General features: G+C 60.2%; 16 protein-coding genes and 1 pseudogene. 8 read left to right on the forward strand and 9 right to left on the reverse strand.

Annotated features, from left to right (window positions below; translation table 11 throughout):
- Positions 1 to 5: 5 nt before the first annotated feature.
- From BLW55_RS06110 to BLW55_RS06135, 6 genes are read right to left on the reverse strand one after another with little or no spacing between them, the layout of a single operon-like run.
- Positions 6 to 869: an ABC transporter permease gene (locus tag BLW55_RS06110; protein WP_090327515.1), complete on the reverse strand. Its 864-nt coding sequence runs from the start codon at positions 867 to 869 to the stop codon at positions 6 to 8.
- Positions 869 to 1,807, reverse strand: coding sequence for an ABC transporter permease (locus tag BLW55_RS06115; protein ID WP_090327517.1), 939 nt, complete (start codon positions 1,805 to 1,807; stop codon positions 869 to 871). Before BLW55_RS06115 ends, BLW55_RS06110 begins: the two co-directional genes overlap by 1 nt.
- Positions 1,804 to 2,925 carry an NAD(P)/FAD-dependent oxidoreductase gene (locus BLW55_RS06120; protein WP_090327519.1) on the reverse strand — a complete coding sequence of 374 codons (1,122 nt, stop codon included), beginning with the start codon at positions 2,923 to 2,925 and terminating at the stop codon, positions 1,804 to 1,806. The genes BLW55_RS06115 and BLW55_RS06120 overlap by 4 nt, the downstream gene beginning before the upstream one ends.
- The gene (locus BLW55_RS06125) at positions 2,922 to 4,307 is read right to left on the reverse strand and encodes an FAD/NAD(P)-dependent oxidoreductase (protein ID WP_090327523.1); all 1,386 of its coding nucleotides are present in this window, start codon (positions 4,305 to 4,307) and stop codon (positions 2,922 to 2,924) included. The genes BLW55_RS06120 and BLW55_RS06125 overlap by 4 nt, the downstream gene beginning before the upstream one ends.
- Complete coding sequence (locus BLW55_RS06130; protein ID WP_090327526.1) at positions 4,304 to 4,600, reverse strand: (2Fe-2S)-binding protein; 297 nt, start codon at positions 4,598 to 4,600, stop codon at positions 4,304 to 4,306. Before BLW55_RS06130 ends, BLW55_RS06125 begins: the two co-directional genes overlap by 4 nt.
- Positions 4,581 to 5,720: an NAD(P)/FAD-dependent oxidoreductase gene (locus tag BLW55_RS06135; protein ID WP_090327528.1), complete on the reverse strand. Its 1,140-nt coding sequence runs from the start codon at positions 5,718 to 5,720 to the stop codon at positions 4,581 to 4,583. Before BLW55_RS06135 ends, BLW55_RS06130 begins: the two co-directional genes overlap by 20 nt.
- A 98-nt stretch (positions 5,721 to 5,818) precedes the next feature.
- On the opposite strand from BLW55_RS06135, the gene BLW55_RS06140 reads away from it, so the two are divergent.
- Entirely contained in the window at positions 5,819 to 6,763 is a 945-nt protein-coding gene (locus BLW55_RS06140) for a LysR family transcriptional regulator (RefSeq protein ID WP_090327531.1), read from the forward strand.
- On the opposite strand, the gene BLW55_RS06145 is transcribed toward BLW55_RS06140, so the two are convergent.
- The 3 genes and pseudogenes from BLW55_RS06145 to BLW55_RS06155 all read right to left on the reverse strand — a co-directional run bounded on the left by BLW55_RS06145 (position 6,735) and on the right by BLW55_RS06155 (position 10,755).
- The gene (locus BLW55_RS06145; RefSeq protein WP_090329905.1) at positions 6,735 to 8,294 is read right to left on the reverse strand and encodes an ABC transporter substrate-binding protein; all 1,560 of its coding nucleotides are present in this window, start codon (positions 8,292 to 8,294) and stop codon (positions 6,735 to 6,737) included. The genes BLW55_RS06140 and BLW55_RS06145 overlap by 29 nt on opposite strands.
- Before the next feature lie 898 nt (positions 8,295 to 9,192).
- A pseudogene (locus BLW55_RS06150) lies at positions 9,193 to 9,847 on the reverse strand (IS6 family transposase).
- A gap of 125 nt (positions 9,848 to 9,972) precedes the next feature.
- Positions 9,973 to 10,755, reverse strand: coding sequence for a UTRA domain-containing protein (locus BLW55_RS06155; RefSeq protein ID WP_090327533.1), 783 nt, complete (start codon positions 10,753 to 10,755; stop codon positions 9,973 to 9,975).
- Between the two features lie 319 nt (positions 10,756 to 11,074).
- Between BLW55_RS06155 and BLW55_RS06160 the strand changes: the two genes are divergently transcribed.
- Genes BLW55_RS06160 through BLW55_RS06190 form a run of 7 tightly spaced genes read left to right on the forward strand, consistent with a single transcriptional unit; the run spans position 11,075 to position 18,267 of the window.
- On the forward strand, positions 11,075 to 12,631 hold the full coding sequence (locus BLW55_RS06160; protein WP_090327536.1) for an ABC transporter substrate-binding protein: 1,557 nt from the start codon (positions 11,075 to 11,077) through the stop codon (positions 12,629 to 12,631).
- Between the two features lie 4 nt (positions 12,632 to 12,635).
- Complete coding sequence (locus BLW55_RS06165) at positions 12,636 to 13,574, forward strand: ABC transporter permease (protein ID WP_090327538.1); 939 nt, start codon at positions 12,636 to 12,638, stop codon at positions 13,572 to 13,574.
- The gene (locus tag BLW55_RS06170) at positions 13,571 to 14,461 is read left to right on the forward strand and encodes an ABC transporter permease (RefSeq protein ID WP_090327540.1); all 891 of its coding nucleotides are present in this window, start codon (positions 13,571 to 13,573) and stop codon (positions 14,459 to 14,461) included. Before BLW55_RS06165 ends, BLW55_RS06170 begins: the two co-directional genes overlap by 4 nt.
- Complete coding sequence (locus BLW55_RS06175; RefSeq protein ID WP_090327542.1) at positions 14,461 to 15,447, forward strand: ABC transporter ATP-binding protein; 987 nt, start codon at positions 14,461 to 14,463, stop codon at positions 15,445 to 15,447. Before BLW55_RS06170 ends, BLW55_RS06175 begins: the two co-directional genes overlap by 1 nt.
- Positions 15,444 to 16,451: an ABC transporter ATP-binding protein gene (locus BLW55_RS06180; RefSeq protein WP_090327545.1), complete on the forward strand. Its 1,008-nt coding sequence runs from the start codon at positions 15,444 to 15,446 to the stop codon at positions 16,449 to 16,451. Before BLW55_RS06175 ends, BLW55_RS06180 begins: the two co-directional genes overlap by 4 nt.
- Complete coding sequence (locus tag BLW55_RS06185) at positions 16,448 to 17,227, forward strand: creatininase family protein (protein ID WP_025030965.1); 780 nt, start codon at positions 16,448 to 16,450, stop codon at positions 17,225 to 17,227. Before BLW55_RS06180 ends, BLW55_RS06185 begins: the two co-directional genes overlap by 4 nt.
- Positions 17,224 to 18,267, forward strand: coding sequence for a threonine aldolase family protein (locus BLW55_RS06190; protein ID WP_025030964.1), 1,044 nt, complete (start codon positions 17,224 to 17,226; stop codon positions 18,265 to 18,267). The genes BLW55_RS06185 and BLW55_RS06190 overlap by 4 nt, the downstream gene beginning before the upstream one ends.
- The last annotated feature ends 74 nt before the right edge of the window (positions 18,268 to 18,341 follow it).

Below are 18,341 nucleotides of genomic sequence, written 5' to 3' on the forward strand. Positions count from 1 at the left end.
CTCTCTCATTCGGCGCGGGTTTTGGGGTCAATCGCGTCACGCAACGCATCTCCCAGTATGTTCAGTGCCAATACGGTCAGAAGGATCGCGAGACTCGGGAAAATGGCTAGCCACCAAGAATCGAGGATGTTCTCGAAGCCTTCACGGATCATACTGCCCCATGTTGGAGTCGGGGGTGGTACGCCCAAACCGATAAAGCTCAGCGAGGCCTCGGTTCGAATGGCACTGGCCATCCACATCGACCCCATGACAACCACCTCGGACACCATGTTGGGAAAGATGTGCAACCCCATGAGCCGGGTGCTCGAAAACCCCATGGCGCGACCTGCTTCGATGAAATCCCGCTGCTTCAGCGCAATCGTCGGCGCACGTGCCACCCGCGCAAATGGCGCGATCTCGGTGATTGCGATGGCAATCACGAGGTTCTCGAAACTCGCCCCCAGCATCGCAGCGATCATGAGACCCAAAAGCAGCGTGGGAAACGACAGCATCACATCAAAGAAGCTCATAACCACACGGTCGAAAATGCCGCCTATAAAGCCCGACAGAATGCCGATGGCCGACCCCACCACCATCGCGATAAGGATGGCAACGAAGCCAACGACCAACGACACGCGCGCGCCATAGATCAGCCGCGAAAGCACATCGCGCCCATAGGTGTCAGTACCCAGCCAGAACTCTGCAGACGGTGGCTGCAGGCGATGGACGATATGCTGCTCCAGCGGATCGTAGGGCGCCAGCAGTGGTGCAAAGACTGCCGCAGATACAATTATGATAAGAAGTGCCAGCCCCACCCATGAAAGGCGGTTACGGCGGAACGCCAACCACAGTGCGTTTTCTCTGATACGGGGTTCGGTTATTGCGAACATCAGTTGTATTTCACCCTCGGATCGACCAGCCCATAGGCAATGTCAGTCAGCATGTTCACAAGAATCACAAAGGTCGCGAAGACCACCATCAGACCTTGCAGCAAGGTATAGTCTCTGGCGTTCAACGCCCCCAGGATCAGCCGCCCCAGTCCAGGCCTCGAAAAAACGATCTCGGTCAGGACGGAATTGCCGATAAGCGTCCCAAAGTAGAGCCCAACAATAGTCACCACCGGGATCAACGCATTGCGCAGCGCATGACGCCGGATCAGTTGCCCGGGCCGCACACCCTTGGCGCGCGCAGTGCGGATGTAATCCTCGTTCAGAACACCCAGCATGGAAGATCGCGTAACCCGGGTTATGTAGGCGGTCATGATGAGCCCAAGGTTCAGCGCGGGCAGTGCGAGGTTTCGCAGGTGATCAAGCACGCCATCACCGCCACTACCGATCACCGGGAACCAACGCAGTTGGACCGCGAAGGCAAGAAGCATCAGGATGCCCGAGACAAAAGCAGGGAAGGACAACCCGACCAGCGACAGAATGCGACTGAAGTAATCCGGCCAGAGGTTGCGGTGCAACGCTGCGTAGGTGCCCATCGGTATGCCCACGACCGCCCCGATCACCAAGGCTGCCGCCGTCAATTCAAGCGTATAGGGCAGGACGATCGCCACTTCCTGCAAGATGCTGCGTCCGGTAGATAATGAGCGCCCGAAATCACCGGTTACAGCCTTAGCCAGGAAGTCGAGGTACTGGATATGGATTGGCTGATCCAACCCCAGCTGGGCACGCATGGCTGCCAGGGATTCCGCACTTGCCTGATCACCTAGGATCGCAATCGCAGCGTCGCCTGGCACCAGCCGGACCAGCACGAATATGACAGTCAGCATCAAAAGCAGCGTCGGTATCGCCAACAGGACGCGCCTGGTCACATATTGAATCATGCAACGGCTCCATTGATTGTGAGTCGGTCGGCGTTGAACGGTAGAATAGCCTTAGGTACGGCGCCCGTTGTCACCATCTCGGCCATAGCTTCTCCTGCTGCGGGCACGAGTTGAAACCCGTGCCCCGAAAAGCCGAAGATATGAAAAAGGCCTGTGGCCTTCCCTGGGCAGATAACAGGTAATAGATCGCTGGTCTTACCCTCGATCCCCGACCAACAGCGGGTAATCCGGGTGCCTGTAACTGCGGGCATCAACTCACCAGCCGCCGCAGCGCCTCGAGCGAGCGCGTGGAAATCCATCGCGGTGCACCCGCTCTCCAGATCATAGCGCCCTTGAATGCCGCCACCCAGCACCAGCGTGCCTTGTGAAGACTGCTTGAACGACAGCGACCGTCCCACGATGCTGACCACAGGACGGATTGTCTGGGCCAACCGTTCGGTCACCATCATCATTGAGGCCTTAGCCGACAGGGGGATCACTTCTCCCGTCATCGCGGCGATGCGCGCGCCCCAAGCACCTGCCGCATTGACCAGTTTGCGCGCTTTAAAGACACCTGCTCCGGTCTCCAGAACCCACGTATCGCCCTGTCTTGTCATCGAGCGCACCGGTGCCCTCTCATAAATGATCACGCCCGCCCCTTCCGCGGCGGCGCGAAAAGCCACCAGGGTGCGATGCGGATCCGCCGCGCCGTCCTCGGCCGCATATGCCGCGCCGATGAATTTCGGGTTGATGCCGGGAACCAGCTTTCCCAGCTGTTCCTGCCCGATCACTTTCTCGTTGGCATATCCGCGCGCCCTCAACTGGGCAATGCGATTGGCTTCACCTTCTAGCTGGGCCTCAGTCTCAGCGACCCGCAACTGACCATGTGCTTGAAACCCGCAATCGTCATCGACGAGTTCCTCAATTTTGTGCCACATCCTCATGGCCCGCAGCGCCAGCGGCATTTCGAGCGGGTTGCGTCCTAGAGTTCGCACTCCGGCGGCGGAGGCTCCCGACGCATGACGCCCGATAAATTCTCCTTCCAGGATAATCACCTTCGCGCCACGCCGCGCGAGATGCAGCGCAGTTGACAGGCCGTGCAATCCGCCTCCTATGACAAGGACGTCCGCAGTGCTCATGGTGCCTCGCGCCCTTCTTCCAAAGCGGCGAGTTCACCCAGCGTGACGGGCTTCAGTGGTGGACGGATGCGGAAGAAACCGGTGTCGGCGCGACTCTGGTTGTACTCCTGTGACAGGATACGGTTCACGCTGTAACCGCACTGACGTCCCTGACATGGCCCCATGCCGCAGCGGGTGTAAGCCTTGACCTGGTTCGGCCCGCCACGATGCAACTTGGCTGCGGCTCGAAGCTCCCCCGCAGTCAATTCTTCGCAGCGGCACACAATGGTTTCGTCATGGGGCTCCTCTGCGGGCGGCGGATAGAGCGCGTCGATCACAGGTCGCGAGGCCAGACGCCGAGCGAGGTTGGCACGCACCGTGCGCAACTGCGCCTCCGGTGCGCCCTGCCCGAGATATTGCTTGATACCGAGCGCTGCAATCCTGCCGCGTTCCTCGGCAGCCAGTGCACCGCCGATCCCAGCGCCATCCCCGGCGAGGAAAAGCCCCTCGACACTGGTCATGCCGACGGTATTCGTGCTCGGGATGAAACAGCCTTGCGCCTCGGACCAGTCATGATCGCAGTTCATGGCGAGCGTCGTATGGATCGACGGCACCACCCCTTCGTGCAAGAGCAAAAGCGAAGCAGGCCGTTCATGCACGCGTCCATCGACCGTGGCAAAGCGCAGCGTTTCGAGCCGCTCCCGCCCAAGGGCGCGGACATCGCTCACCCCGCGCAGCCACGGCACACCCGCCGCCCTCAACTGGCGCAGCCATTCCATGCCCTTGAGCAGATCGCCCCGCCCACGCAACGCGGCCATGAAATGGGGCATGGCCCGTCCTAGTTGCCCTTTTGGCGTGGTATCCAGAAAACCCGCGACCTCTCCGCCTAACGCGAGCAACTGCCGCATATACAGCAGCGGCAACGGTCCGGACCCGGCAATCCAGACAGGTGCATCAGGCACTTGTGCCGAGGTCTTGAGCAGGATCTGCGCCGCGCCCACGGTTAAGACACCAGGCAAGGTCCAGCCCGGCACCGCCACCGGGCGCTCCTGCGCCCCTGTGGCAAGTAGGACCGCGCTGTAACGGCGAGAAAACGCGCCTTCATCACGCGACATGAATACCTGGAACCCTGGTTCAAGATGCCATAGGCGTGTGCCAGGCATGTAATCCACGCCGGAGGAACGAAACCGGGCCACGCGGCTGGCGCCTTCGGCATACTCCGGGCCAAGTGCCTGTTTCACCGCATCCGAACGAGGTCCCTCGGTAGCGCGCCAAATCTGCCCGCCAGGAGAAGACTGTTCATCAATTACAAGAGGCGACAGCCCCAATTCGGCCAGTTGCACGGCAGCGGCCATTCCAGCAGGGCCTGCGCCGACAATCAAAATGTCATGTTCGGTCTTCATTGCGCCACCTTCAACTTGCCCCGCGGGCGTTCGATCCGCATCCCCGGGCGCGCTTCAACCAAACAGGTCTGAACTGACGTCCTGTCGTCCACCGTTGCCAGACAATCGAAGCAGACACCCATCAGACAGAACGGTGCACGGGGTGTCTCCCTGACTGGCGTATGCCGCGCCACATACGGTGGCGTGCGCAAGAGGACGGCGGCCACCGTATCACCCGGATGGGCAATCACCGCCTCACCATCGACATAGACATGGAATCCCGACTGTCCGGGGTCAGTGAGTTGTTTGAACATCGAAACGCCTGTGGTGGAAAGTTTCATAGTTTGCGGGCAGAGCTCCCGCCGCAATATGACCGGCCAGTTCGCTTGCATGAACGGCAGCCAGCGTGACACCGGAATGGCAACTTGCGACGAAGATGCCAGGGTGCTCCTCGGACTGCGCATAGACTGGATGACCGTCGGGCGTCATGATCCGCAGTCCCGACCAGTGCCGAACCAACTGCGCACGCGCCAGATCCGGAGCAATCTCGACCGTCTTGCGCGACAACCATGCCGAAGCTCGCGTCGTGGCTGAAACGTCGGCGCCCACCTCTTCCTTGGTCGCACCGATCATGATCGTGCCTTCTGCCGTCTGACGCAGCCCGCTGCAGGGAAGCGGCAGAAGCGGTGCGAGACGCTGTGTCACCAGCACCTGCCCGCGCTGTGCCCGGACAGGCACGTTGAGTCCGACCAGACGACCCAGATCACCGCTCGCAATCCCGGCAGCAATGATCACGCGTTCCGCTCGCCATCGCGCGCGACCGCTTCGCACCTCATAGCCGCCAGTCCCGGGTCGAATATCCTCAACAACGGTATTTCCCCGGATCTCGCCGCCCTGGATGCGGATCGCCTTGTGCAGGGCAGAAAGAAGCTGCAACGGATTCACGTGGCCATCGCGCTTGCCAAAACTGGCTCCGCTAACCCGATTGCCCAGCCGAAGTTCCGGCATCAAACCCTGCACCTCATCACGGGTGAGCATCTCAACATCTGGCTCTCCGATATCCGGGCAAAACGCTATATGTTCGGCATGTAAGGCGGCGATCAAAGTCTGCCGCTCTTCCAGCCCTTCATCACCCATGCAAAACGCGATGCCGCCGGAATGCTGATAGTCGATCGCCATCCCACCGGTCGTGTCGCGCAACTCCCTGTGAAACTCAGGCCACATGTCGCTGCTGCGCTTGGTCAGCATCTGGTAGGCTGGCATCCCCCTGCCCTTCCCCTGCGACCAGACCAGACCGAAGTTCGCCCGCGCTGCACGGAAATCCGTGTCCGCCCCATCGAGCACCAGCACTCGCCATTTGCGCAGACCGAGGCCATAGCCGATGGCGGCACCAACAGTGCCTGCACCGATCACGATTGCATCGAAGTCCGCCATCTCGCCTCCCCTAAAGTGTTGTCACGTTAGTACGAGACGGACTATCGTCACAAAGTCCAATTTCCACATCCGGTATTCCTATAGGTTATGAGATAGTGATGACGCGCATATTCCGGCAACCGACCCTGCGGCAGATCGAAGTCTTCAAGGCGGTTATCGAAACCGGCACCGTTAGCCGAGCGGCTGAAACGCTGCACATGTCGCAACCCGCCGCCAGCAAGCTCCTGTCCAATCTCGAGGCTGATTCAGGCATCGACCTGTTCGAACGACGGCGTGGGCTTCTGGTCCCAACGGAGAGGGGGCAGCGGTTTTATGAAGAGGTCGACAGAATCTTTACCGGGCTGGACCAGATCGGCCTGGCTATCGAGAACCTTCGGAACGAAGAACGAGGGCACCTGACCATCGGCGTCCTGCCCGCACTTTCCGGGCGCTTCATCTCAACTGCGATCCGGAGCTTCTCGGAGGAGCAGCCGGATGTTTTCATTTCACTGCATGCACGGTCATCACAGTATCTGGTTGACTGGATGCGATCGGGCAAGGTGGATGTCTGTATTGTCGCCGGCCGTGTCGACGATCCGCATATTCGCGCCGAGCCAATCCTGAATATGCCAATGGTCTGCATGATGCCGCCAGGCCACCACCTCACCGAACGGGACACTCTGACCGCACCGGATCTGGCCGGTGAGCCACTCGTCGCCTTTATGCACAGCAGCTACACCCGTCTTCAGCTGGAACGCATCTTCGATGCGGAGCAAAATCGCCCCCGCATCGTGACAGAGGCCACAACGGCCCAAAATGTGTGTGAACTCGTGGCCGCCGGTATGGGCGTGGCGTTGGTGCACCCGGCCTATGCCGAAACGGTTGAGGGACGCGTCTCCGTGCGCCCCTTCGTTCCTGACAGCTTCCTGGATTTCCAGCTCTGCCGCCTACGGCACGGTCGCAACCGCCGCCTTGTAACGGCATTCGTAGACAGGGTGCGGGCAACAGCGGATGCCTTTGCCCGCGACCACAGCACTATCTATTCAGATCAGTCATCTCAGTGATACGGGGGGCGAGATTCATCTCGCCGTCCAACACATAACCGTAGTCCACATCCGCTCTACGCAACCAAACCTGGCGTAGGTTGAAGAGTGGCACGGAACAGACTTCTTCATGGATCAGTCGCTGCGCCTCTGCCCAACGCGATTTCTGGGCCTTTGGGTCGCCCTCGATCTTTGCCACATCAATTGCTGCATCCGCAACGTCGCAATGCGAGAAATTTGTAATCGCCGTCGGCTTCCCGACAATGGCATCAGAGTGATAAAATTGTGTGAGGTAGCTGTCGGCAATCGGGAAACGTGCCGCACCGTAGAAGGTTGCACCGCTCAGATCGTCGCGGATCATCTCATGATAGGTCGGGTGATCAACCACTTGCATTTCCAGCGTAATGCCCGACTTTGACAGCTGTGCCTGGATCACCTCCATGATCGGCAACTGAGCATTGTTGCTGGAGACCACGGAGCTAATGGTCACCCCGTCGGGGTATCCCGCCTCCGCCAACAACTGCTTCGCCGCTTCGGGATCGTAGACGTAGGCCCCAGCGCTACAGTCTTCGCCCTGATAGCCCGACGGCACCACCGAACACCCGCGTGGTCCCACGTCTGCGCCAACAAAGCCCACGATTTCGTCCACGTTGATGGCGTGGGCCACCGCCTGGCGTACCCGTTTGTCATCCAACGGCGCCATGGAAGTATTCAGGTGGAGGGTACGAAACTCCGCCGGCCAGAAGACATCGACCTCGACATCATTCTCGCGCTGCCAGCGATCAATCCACCGTTGTTCGCGCTTTCCATAGATCAGGTCCAATTCTCCGGAAGCAAAAGCCAGTTCGCGGCTGGCGTCCGCCTGGATGAGCCTATAGTCGATCTGGTCGATTTTGGGTGCACCGCGGAAGTAATCTTCATTGGCGACAAATACGACTTTTTGCTGCGTATCGTATCGCTCGAACTCGAATGGTCCGGTGCCCACAGGCGCCTTACCGAAGTCATCGCCGCTCGCCTCTGCTGCTTCTTTGCTGATGATTTGTCCACCGTGGTAGTTCGATACCAGTCCAAGAAATCCGGGCACCGGGTGCGCCAGAACGATACGCACCGTATGTTCGTCCAACGCTTCGATTGCTTCGAATGCCTTGTAGGCTGCCGCAAAGCTCGACCGTTCCGGATCCTTTGCGCGTTCCAGCGAGTATACTACGTCAGCAGCAGTCAGCGTTCCCCAGTCGCCGTGAAAGGGAACGCCTTGCTTCAGGGTGAATGTCCATTCAGTGCCGTCCTCAGACGAAGTCCAGCTTTCAGCCAGATCTGGCTCAAGTGCGTCAGGGTCGGCACTGCCAGCCGGAAAACGTACGAGGCCATTAAAGACCCAGCTCATAGGCCCTTTTTCTGCAGTGGCCGACGCGCGGTGCGGGTCCAGCGTCTTGATCTCCGGCGAATTAATTCCGATGCGCAGAACCTTGTCCTGCGCAAGCGCCGGGCCGGTCCACGCAAGGCCCAAGAGAAGTGTTGCGGACAACACAGACGTGTTTGTAATTTCTTTCATCCTGCTCCCCATTGGTTATGGTCTTCGCCATCAGGCAAGTCCTCAACCCATTTTGTCAAATAGCGAAAAGTGGCGCCGGTATTCTTTGAAGTTATGGGATGTAAACACTCCGCGCCGCAGCCTTTCATTGACGGACACCTCAGGATTGCGCCCAGACGTTGAGGTTGAAAAAAGCTCTATCGACCAGCTGCCGACACTTCGACAGCGAGCGAGCTGAAAGGCTCATCGGCAGCAACGACCCTTTTGGAAGAGCGGTTTAGGTCAAAAGAGCCAGAAGAAACGCACCTGACTATTCAAACAGGAGTGGGTAGACGCTGGACCTGTTCATCTGGGTTATGATGTTATTCACGACCACAAATTTGAGGCGGTGATGGGAGATCTGTTTCTGCTGAGCGGGCGCAACCCAGCTCAGACACCGCCATCTTTGTCGCTGTCGACTGCGCAGCTGAGGTCGATGATAAGCGGCGAGATACACAGTGATTCAGCACCCCACACCTACTCAGAGCCCCCCTAAGCGGCTGCCCCCTCGAGGGCATTAGGTCTTATGCAACGGGAACCGCCGATGCGCCTTATTAACGATACTGGCGGCCAGCTATCGTTGCGCCGTGCGGTCGATCACTTGACAGTTTTTTAGGGTCCCGGTACGAGCATACAAGGCCACTGAACGCGAATGTCAGATATTTGATTGCGAAAATCAATTACTTAGAAGGATTGGAGGTTCCGTTCCCTCCTCCGCCACCATTTTGAGTACGCGAGCAATATCAGCCAGTTACATGGAACAGAGGTTCCAGAAGCTGTGAAACATCTCGCACAAATGTACACGGAGATGCCATGGCTTGCGCTTCCGGGATTGTCACGGAAACTTCAGTCAGGCGCAACGAGGCATGAACGCAGGGTTTCAGCTGGCTCTGGTTACAGCGTTCCATTCGGCCATGGCACGCAAGCGATGACTGCGAATACCGAGAGCGGAGCGTTTGTGAGCGGGGCGGGACGAAAAGGCTGCGGACGGCGGAGAAGATCGGGATGAAACGCTGCAGGCTTCCCGGTGCCCGAAAGCCCTGCATTGACCATTCCCGTTTTCTCAGCGGCATGTGCGAACTCTCCGCACGGTTGTTCAATCCCTTGTGCGATCAGCGCTCGACAGTCGGCATGACCTGTCGCCTGGCGGCCTCATAAGAGCGCAGCTTGTCTGTAATCATCCGTTTTGGCGCGATCCCCTGTTTTTTTAGAAGCCGGGTCGGCGATCGCCTGGCAGCCTTGGTGTTGCGGCGGGCCTGAACGATTTCGCCCAGCACGTATCCGTCCTGATCGACGGCACGCCAGAACCAGTGATTATTGCCAGCAACAACGATGCGCATCTCATCAAGAAACCAGACATCACTGCGGGATGGCTGCTTGCGGCACAGGTCACGCGCATAGGCAGGGCCGAACTTCATGCCCCAGCACCGGACCGTTTCGTAGGAAACCAAAATTCCACGCTCCAACAACATTTCCTCGATCATACGGAGGCTCAGCGGGAACCGATAATAAAGCCAGACAGCGTGCGCGATGATCTCGGAGGGGAAACGATGGCGCTTCTAACTGGCAGATGCGGCCTTCATAGCCATCAGCCAATCTCGCAAACACCTGCCTCGTCGTTAACGTTACAAGCCCAGAAAATCAGAAGCGTTACAGTCTCTCATGGCTGGATGCCGTCCACCGGCGCGGTGTGATATTGTGCCTTGAGTCTGGTCATGTCACCCGCATACCACGCCATCCCATATGATACCGCCGCGCCATTGGCATGGATCACGCGCTCAATATTCGTGACTGCCGCGCCGCAGGGCTGTGACAGCACTTGCGAAAGCATCTCGTCGGCCAGCGAGGAGCCAATCACCACGTCACCCGAGCGCCATGGCAGATAATCAATCAACCAGTCCCCAGGGGGCGTCGTCTCGAAGTCCACCGACCGTGCTTCGGGCAGAAGATTGAGGTTGATTATCCGTTCTTCATAACAATAGATTCTGTCGCCGATATGATGACGACAACGGATTGCAAGCACGTCATGTTGGTCATCGGCCTGTGTGCGCAGCTGCGCGCAATCCGTGTCCGCCGCTGTTCGCTCTACTTGACCAAGAAACTCATATCGGTAGTTGAGACCCGCCTGTTCCGCGACACTTGCAGGGTCTAGGATCTGCAGGATGATCGAATGCGCGATGGGGCGCCTGACGAAACTGCCGGCGCGCTTGCGCGTCTCGATCAGTCCCTTTTGCGCCAGGAGCATCAGCACCTTGGAAACGGTGATGCGTGAGCAGGCGTAGTGCTCGCTAAGCTCCTTCTCGGTCGGGATGCGATAGCCAGTGTGCCACTGCCCAGAAAGGATGCGAGTTTCCAGATCTGTCTGGATCTTCTCACGCAGCGTGACGCGTCGCACCGCTCCGTTCTTCGCTCGCCTCGTCGACGTGTTTTCCAGCTTGCCCATGCCCCAGCCTTAATTCCACCGTTGGGCCTTGTCGAGTGCGCAAGAGCGTCTCTTCGCAATAATGCATATGCATATTGCGAAAACCGCGTTTCGAGTCTAACGTCAAACCGGAGACAGGATCAGAGGACGTTGTCGGAAACGGTGAGGGGCGATACCGGCTCGACATTGTTGCTCTAAAGGCAGACTGCCGAAACGGCGGCCGCCAAGCAGCGACGACGCTCAACTGGATGACCGGGAATTTGCGGCAGACCGGACCGGCTCTGCCGACGATATCTATTTGCCTGACATATCGGGCAGCTTGAATGAGGGGAGTGAATACATGCCTATCGATCTGAAAAAAGCACTTGGCGCGACGGCTCTGGCCACCGCCATTCTGGCCGGAGCTGGCAGCGCCATGGCGGCAGACCTGCGCGTCAACATCGCAGCCGATCCGTCCATGATCGACCCGATCACCTATTCGGAGCTGATCGCCGGTCAGGTGATCTCGAACATGTATGAAAGCTTCACAGCCATCGATGCGGACGGACAGGTGATCCCCGCGCTGGCGGAAAGCTGGGAACCGCTGGAAGGCAATCTCGGCTTCCGCTTCAAGCTGCGTGAAGGCGTGAAATTCCATTCCGGCCGCGAATTCACGGCAGAAGATGTGAAGTTCTCCTTTGAAGAGCTTCTGCGCCCCGGCAACAAGGCGGGCCTCAACGCGCCCTATCTGGATGTCGTGGTCGGCGCAGATGCCATGAAGGATGGAAGCGCCGACACGCTTTCCGGCGTCACCGTGGTGGACGATTACACGGTCGAAGTGGCCTTCACGCGACCCGACGTGCTGTTTCCGATCTATCCGATCTACCTGTTCGACAGCGGCATTGTCGAAGAGGCAGGCCCTGAATGGTACAACAAGGTTTCCGCTGGAACGGGCGCATTCAAGTTCGAGAACTGGAGCCGCGGCCAGAAGGTCGAGCTGGCGGCCCATGCCGATTACTGGGGTGGCGCGCCCGCCACTGATGGTGTCGAGTTCGTGGTGATCCCCTCGCCGGAAACGGCCATGGCTATGTTCGAGACCGGCGATCTGGACGTGATGGTCGTGGACGGACCGAGCATGCGCCGCGTGCTGGGCAATCCCGAGCTGAAGGAGCGCGCCATCACGGCGGCGCGCGCGCAGGTTCGCTACCTTGCCATGAATTCCGATCTCTATGAGCCCTTCAAGGACAAGCGGGTGCGCGAGGCCGTCTGCCGCTCGCTCGATCAGGACGCGATGATCGCCGGCCTTTACAGCGGGGCAGCCAAGCCGCTCTACGGCCAGGTGACGGAAGGCGTGGCAGGCTACAATCCGGACCTGCCCAAGATCGAATACGATCCGGAAAAGGCCAAGGCGCTTCTCGCCGAGGCCGGCTATCCGAATGGCGATGGCCTGCCGCCGATCAAGCTGAGCACGACCGAGCCCAACAAGAACCAGCACCTCTATTTCGCAAGCCAGCTTCAGGAAATCCTGAACATGCCGGTTGATGTCGAGCTGGTGGAACGCGGCACGCATCTGAAGTCGATCAACTCGGGGCAGACGCCGTTCTTCGCCTGGGGCTGGAGCGCGGGCTATCCTGACGGCCTCTATTTCCTTTCGCAGCTCTGGTACTCCGACAGCCCCTATAACCGTGGCTGGAAGAATGCCGAGTTCGACGCGCTGATCGACAAGGCATCGATGACGGCGGACAACAAGGAACGCTACGCGATCTACCATGAAGCCGAAGGCATGCTGATGGACGACTGGGGCACCTGCCCGCTTCCGGTCTCCACCCTGATGGCGACGGTGCGCGACGGCGTTTCCGGTGTCGCCATCCAGCCCTTCGGCCTGGTGCCGTTTGCGGATGTAACCATCGCGGAATAGGTTGATGCTGCATTACGCAACGCGGCGTCTGCTGGGGCTGACGCTGGTCTGGGCCGTGGCTCTGATCGTTACATTCTTTGCGGTCAGGGCCGTTCCCGGCGACCCCATCATGGTCATGCTGTCCGACCATGCCGGAGATGCCGTGCTGGAAGCGCGCCTGCGCGCAGATTACGGACTGGATCGGCCATTGCCGGTCCAGTTTCTTGCCTATATCGGCGACGTACTGAACGGCACGTTCGGTCTTTCGTATCGCTATGTCGGGTCGACGGTGATCGACGTCATTCGCGACGGCATGACGATCACGCCGCTTCTGGCGCTTTCCGCGCTTTTCATCGCCGTGCCGCTGGGCCTGTTCTTCGGCGTGTTTGCCGCCGTGCGCGCGGGAAGCTGGGCCGACACCGGCATCATCCTGCTGCTCGTCACCTTCATCTCCATTCCCTCATTCGCGCTGGCCGCGCTTCTGGTCTGGATACTCTCGCTCAAACTGGCGCTGCTGCCGGTCGCCGGCTGGGGCTCGCCCGCGCAGCTCGTTCTGCCAGTCACGGTTCTGGTCGTCGGCCCGATGGCGGTGATTGCCCGCCTCACCCGCACCTATATGCTCGAAGTGCTCGACCGCGATTTCGTGCGCACCGCGCGCGCCAAAGGCGTTCGCGAAAACCGCGTCATCTGGCGGCATGCTCTCGGCAACACGATGGTGCCCATCGTCACGTCCATCGGCCTGATTTTCGGTGGTCTCCTGTCGGGTGCGTTCGTGGTGGAAACGGTCTTCAACATTCCCGGTCTCGGCCGCATCGCCATCGATAGCGTACTTGCGCGCGACTACCCGGTCACCATGTCCATCGTCCTTCTGTTCACGGTCTTCTATTCGCTGATCAATCTCTGCGTAGACCTCATCTATGCCTGGCTCGATCCACGCATCCGTTCCGACGAGGCCTCCGCATGACGCTTGAGACAGCGAAAACCGATACGCTGACCGCGCCAGCACCGAGGCGGGGCTTCTCCGATTTTCAGATCCGCTTTCTGCGCTCGCGCAATGCGATGATCGGCAGCATCATTGTGGCGCTCGTCGCCATCGTGGCGCTTCTCGCACCCTGGATCACACCCCATGACCCGACAAAAGTGTCGATCATGGCGACATGGCTGCCGCCCGGCGGCGACCATCTTCTCGGGACCGACGCGCTTGGCCGCGACGTGCTCAGCCGGCTCATCATGGGCGCCCGCGTCTCGCTGACGGTCGCGCTCTCGGTTCTCGCAATCACCATGACATTCGGCACGATTCTGGGCATGGTGGCCGCTTGGTATCGCGGGCATGTCGACAATGTCCTGATGCGCTTCGTCGACATCATTTTCGCATTTCCGGAACTCATCATCGCCATCATCGTGGCGGCGGCCATGGGGCCTGGCACATTCACGGTGATCGTCGCTCTGGCGCTCGTCTGGTGGCCGGGCATTGCGCGCATGGCGCGCGCCCTTGTCCTGTCGCTGCGCGAGGAACCCTTCGTCGAGGCCGGCATTGCCTGCGGCACGCCCACATGGCGGATCATGTGGCGGCATCTCCTGCCCAACATCGTGTCGCCGATGATCGTGCGCGCCTCTCTCGGCGTCGGCATGATCATCATGGCGGAGGCAACGATGTCGTTTCTCGGCATCGGCGTTCAGGAGCCCTACCCCACATGGGGCGGCATGATCCGCGACGGGCTGCCCAATCTGCGCACCGATCCGCATCTGGCGCTTTCCGCCTCGGTTGCGCTTGGCATCACCATGATCGGCTTCAACCTGCTGGGCGATGGCCTGCGCGATGTGCTTGACCCAAAAAGCAGGGGGCGTTGATGAAACTTCTGGATCTCAGCGGGCTCAGCGTTTCCTTCAACACGCTGCGCGGCCCTGTCGAAGTGCTGAAAGACGTCTCTTTCGATGTGATGCCCGGCGAAGTCGTGGGCGTTGTCGGCGAAAGCGGCTCGGGCAAATCCGTGACCTCGCTGGCGATTATGGGGCTGCTCGGCCATTCCGGCAAAATCACCTCCGGCAATATCGCGCTTTCCGGCACCGACCTGACCACGCTTTCTGGAGAAGAGCTGCGCGCCCTGCGCGGGCCTGAAATGGCGATGATCTTTCAGGAGCCGGGCACCAGCCTGAACCCCGTGCAACGGGTCGGCGACCAGATTGTCGAGGCCATGACCGAACATGCCTTCTGCCCTCCGGCAGAGGCACGCCGCCGCGCCGTGGAACTGATGGACCGCGTGGGCATTCCCGCACCTGACCTGCGGGCGCGCGACTATCCGCACCAGCTCTCCGGCGGCATGAAGCAGCGCATCATGATCGCCATTGCGCTTGCCTGCCGCCCGAAACTTCTGATCGCAGACGAACCGACAACGGCGCTGGATGTGACCATTCAGGCGCAGATCCTCAATCTCATTCTGGATCTAAAGGACGAATTCGGCATGGGCGTGATGCTCATCACCCATGACATGGGCGTGGTGGCCCAGATCGCCGACCGCGTGGTGGTGATGTATGGCGGGCAGGTGGTGGAGCGCTCGGAGGGTGACGCGCTGTTCACCCGGTCCGCGCACCCCTATTCCCGGCTCCTCCTGCGGTCGATCCCCTCGGCATCGCAGCGGCAGGACGATCTTCCGATCATCAAGGGCACCATGCCTGCGGCGGGACGCTTTCCGGATGGCTGCCGGTTCCACGAGCGCTGCCCGATGGCGATGGAAGCCTGCGCCCTGTCCGTTCCTCCGTTGACGGAAACAGGACCGGCGCATTTCGCTCGCTGTTTCCGCACCGAGGCGATTGACGAGCTGGAGGCACTGGCATGACTGCGCCATTGTTGAAACTGGAGAATATCTCCAAGCGCTTCCGGGTGGGCAACAAGGAACTGGCAGCGGTGAGCGACGTCTCGCTCGATGTGGCGGCAGGCGAAACGCTCGGCATCGTGGGCGAGAGCGGCTGCGGCAAGTCCACGCTTGGCCGCATGATCCTGCGGCTGACGGACCCGAGCGACGGCGCAATCGTTTTCGACGGCCGTGACATCACCCGGCTTAGCAAGCGCGCCATGCGTCCGCTCCGCCGCGATATCCAGATCGTTTTCCAGGATCCCTACGCCTCTCTCAACCCGCGTATGAAGGTGGGCGAGATCGTTGCGGAACCGCTGGTGAATATCGGCATGAAACGCGCCGAGATCGCCGCCCGTGTTGCCGAGGTTCTGAAGGTCGTGGGACTGCCGGCGGAAAGCGCCGACCGCTATCCGCATGCCTTCTCCGGCGGTCAGCGCCAGCGCATCGGCATTGCGCGGGCGCTTGCCGTGAAGCCGCGCCTGATCGTCTGCGATGAAGCGGTTTCGGCGCTCGACGTGTCGGTGCAAGCGCAGGTCCTGACCCTGCTGCGCGACATTCAGCGCGAGACCGGGGTGACCTTCGTCTTCATCTCGCACAATCTCGGTGTCGTGCGCTTTCTGTGCCACCGCATCGCGGTTCTCTATCTGGGCCGCGTGGTCGAAATCGGCACCGAGGCGCAGCTCTTCGAGACGCCGCAACACCCTTATACGCAGGCGCTGCTCTCCGCCATTCCCGAGGCGGGCGCGGGGCGTCGCGGGCGCATTCCGGTGCCATCAGGCGAGATTCCAAACCCCATCAACCCGCCGCCGGGTTGCCCGTTTCACCTGCGCTGTCCGCGTGTTCAGAACAAATGCCGCAGCGAAATACCCACGCTTGCCACAGATACGAACGGACAGGCCGTGGCGTGCCACTTTCCCGGGCCGAATGCGGAAAGCCCGCATCGAGCACCGGAAGACAAAAGAATGACTGAAGGAGAAGCGCGATGAAGGGCCGTTGGCTTGAAGATCTGACCTGGAGCGAAGCGGCGGAATGGCGCGACCGCGATGCGCTGGTTCTGGTGCCGATTGGCGCCGCAGCAAAAGAGCATGGCCATGCGCTGCCGCTTTGCACCGACTATCTGCTCGCCCGTGGCCTGACCGACGGTGTGCTCGAGCAGCTGCCCATTCTGGCAGCGCCCGTCATGTCGTTTGGATACTACCCGGCGTTCCGCCACTATCCCGGCAGCCAGCACATCCGCCCGGAAACATTCTCCATGCTGATCGACGATGTTCTGAGCGGTTTTCTCGCACAGGGCTTCCGCAATCTCGCAATCCTGAACACCGGTGTCTCGACGACGCCTGTCGTGCAGGTGGCCGTGCGCGAATTCTACGAGCGCACCGGAACCCGCGTCGCGCTTGCAAACATTCTGGCGCTCGGCCATGACGCCGAACACCTGATGACCCAGAAGCTCGGCGGACACGGCGACGAGCATGAGACCTCGCTGATCCTCGCGCTCGATGAAAGCCGCGTCCGCAAGGACAAGCTCGTCTGCGACTATGGAAACCAGCTCGACGCGCCCAAGACCGTGTTCTACTGGCCGACCACCTTCAACGGCGACCCGGAAAGCGGCGTCGACTATTCGGCCACGGGCATTCGCGGCGACGCAACACTTGCGACGAAGGAAAAGGGCGAGGCGAGCCTCAAGGCAAGCGTTTCCGATGTTGTCGATGGGCTTCGCGCGCTCTTCCCGGACGCCGTGGGCAAACCCGGAGACGCTTCATGACGCGATTGAACCTGGCGGATGATGGCGACTGGCTGACACCCAAGGAAACGGCAGAGCGCCTTGCCGAATTGACCGCCAGTGGCGATGTCGCGCCGGACTATTATGGTGTCGGCGGGCCGGTCACCGAACTGGAAAACGCCGTCGCCGCGATGTTCGGCAAGGAAGCGGCGGTCATGTATCCGACGGGCACACTGGCAAACATGCTGGCCGCGCGCGAGCTTGCCGCCGCCAAGCGCGGACCGCGGCTGGTCGTGCAGCGCGACAGCCATGTGTTCAACGATGCAGGGGACAACTTCACCCACGGCATCGGTGTCACCACGGTGCCTCTGGTTTCGGAAGGCCCGAACTTCACAGCAGAGCAGCTGCGCGCCGAGATCGCGCGCACGGCCAGTGCCCGTGTGCCGGCCAGCATTGTGGGCGTGATGGTGGAAACGCCCAGCCGTCGACACGCCAATCGCCTGTTCGATCCCATTGCTCTGGCAGAGATCGTTGCCTTGGCAAAGGCCGAAGGCATCCCCCTGATCCTTGATGCAGCCAGAATTTTTATCGAAGCGGCCTGGACGGACCGACAGGTTGCTGAAATCACAGCCCCATTCGACTATGTATATCTATCGCTTTACAAGTACCTAGACGCCCCTTTTGGGGCAGTTCTCGCGGGGCCAACGGCGGAACTTCATGGGCAACATCACGAGCGCCGACGTTTTGGCGGCGGCCTTTTCCAGATGTGGCCTGCGGCGCTTCTGGCAAACAATGCGCTAACCCGGCAGCAGGAGAACTGGACCAACATACGAAAGGCAGGCACTGCCGTACTAGACGGCCTTTCCGCGCTTGGCGTGGAAACAAAAAGACTCGATAATGACACGAATGTCATCCGCATCACCTGCAATCCCGATCATGCAGAAGCGGCGAAGCGCGCCACAGCTATGAACGTAAAACTGCCCCCTCCATCGGGAGGTGGATATATTCTCAAAATGAACGAAAGCTGGTTGAAAACCCACCCTCAGACCATCGCCAACACCATCGCATCTCTGACACGATAGATATGCCGGCTCGCGCCGGGCGTTCAGCACGGAACGGCACCGTGTACCCGCTCTTGGAAATCCAGGATGCGCAG

Source organism: Nitratireductor aquibiodomus, from assembly GCF_900105565.1.
GTDB classification, from domain to species: domain Bacteria; phylum Pseudomonadota; class Alphaproteobacteria; order Rhizobiales; family Rhizobiaceae; genus Nitratireductor; species Nitratireductor aquibiodomus.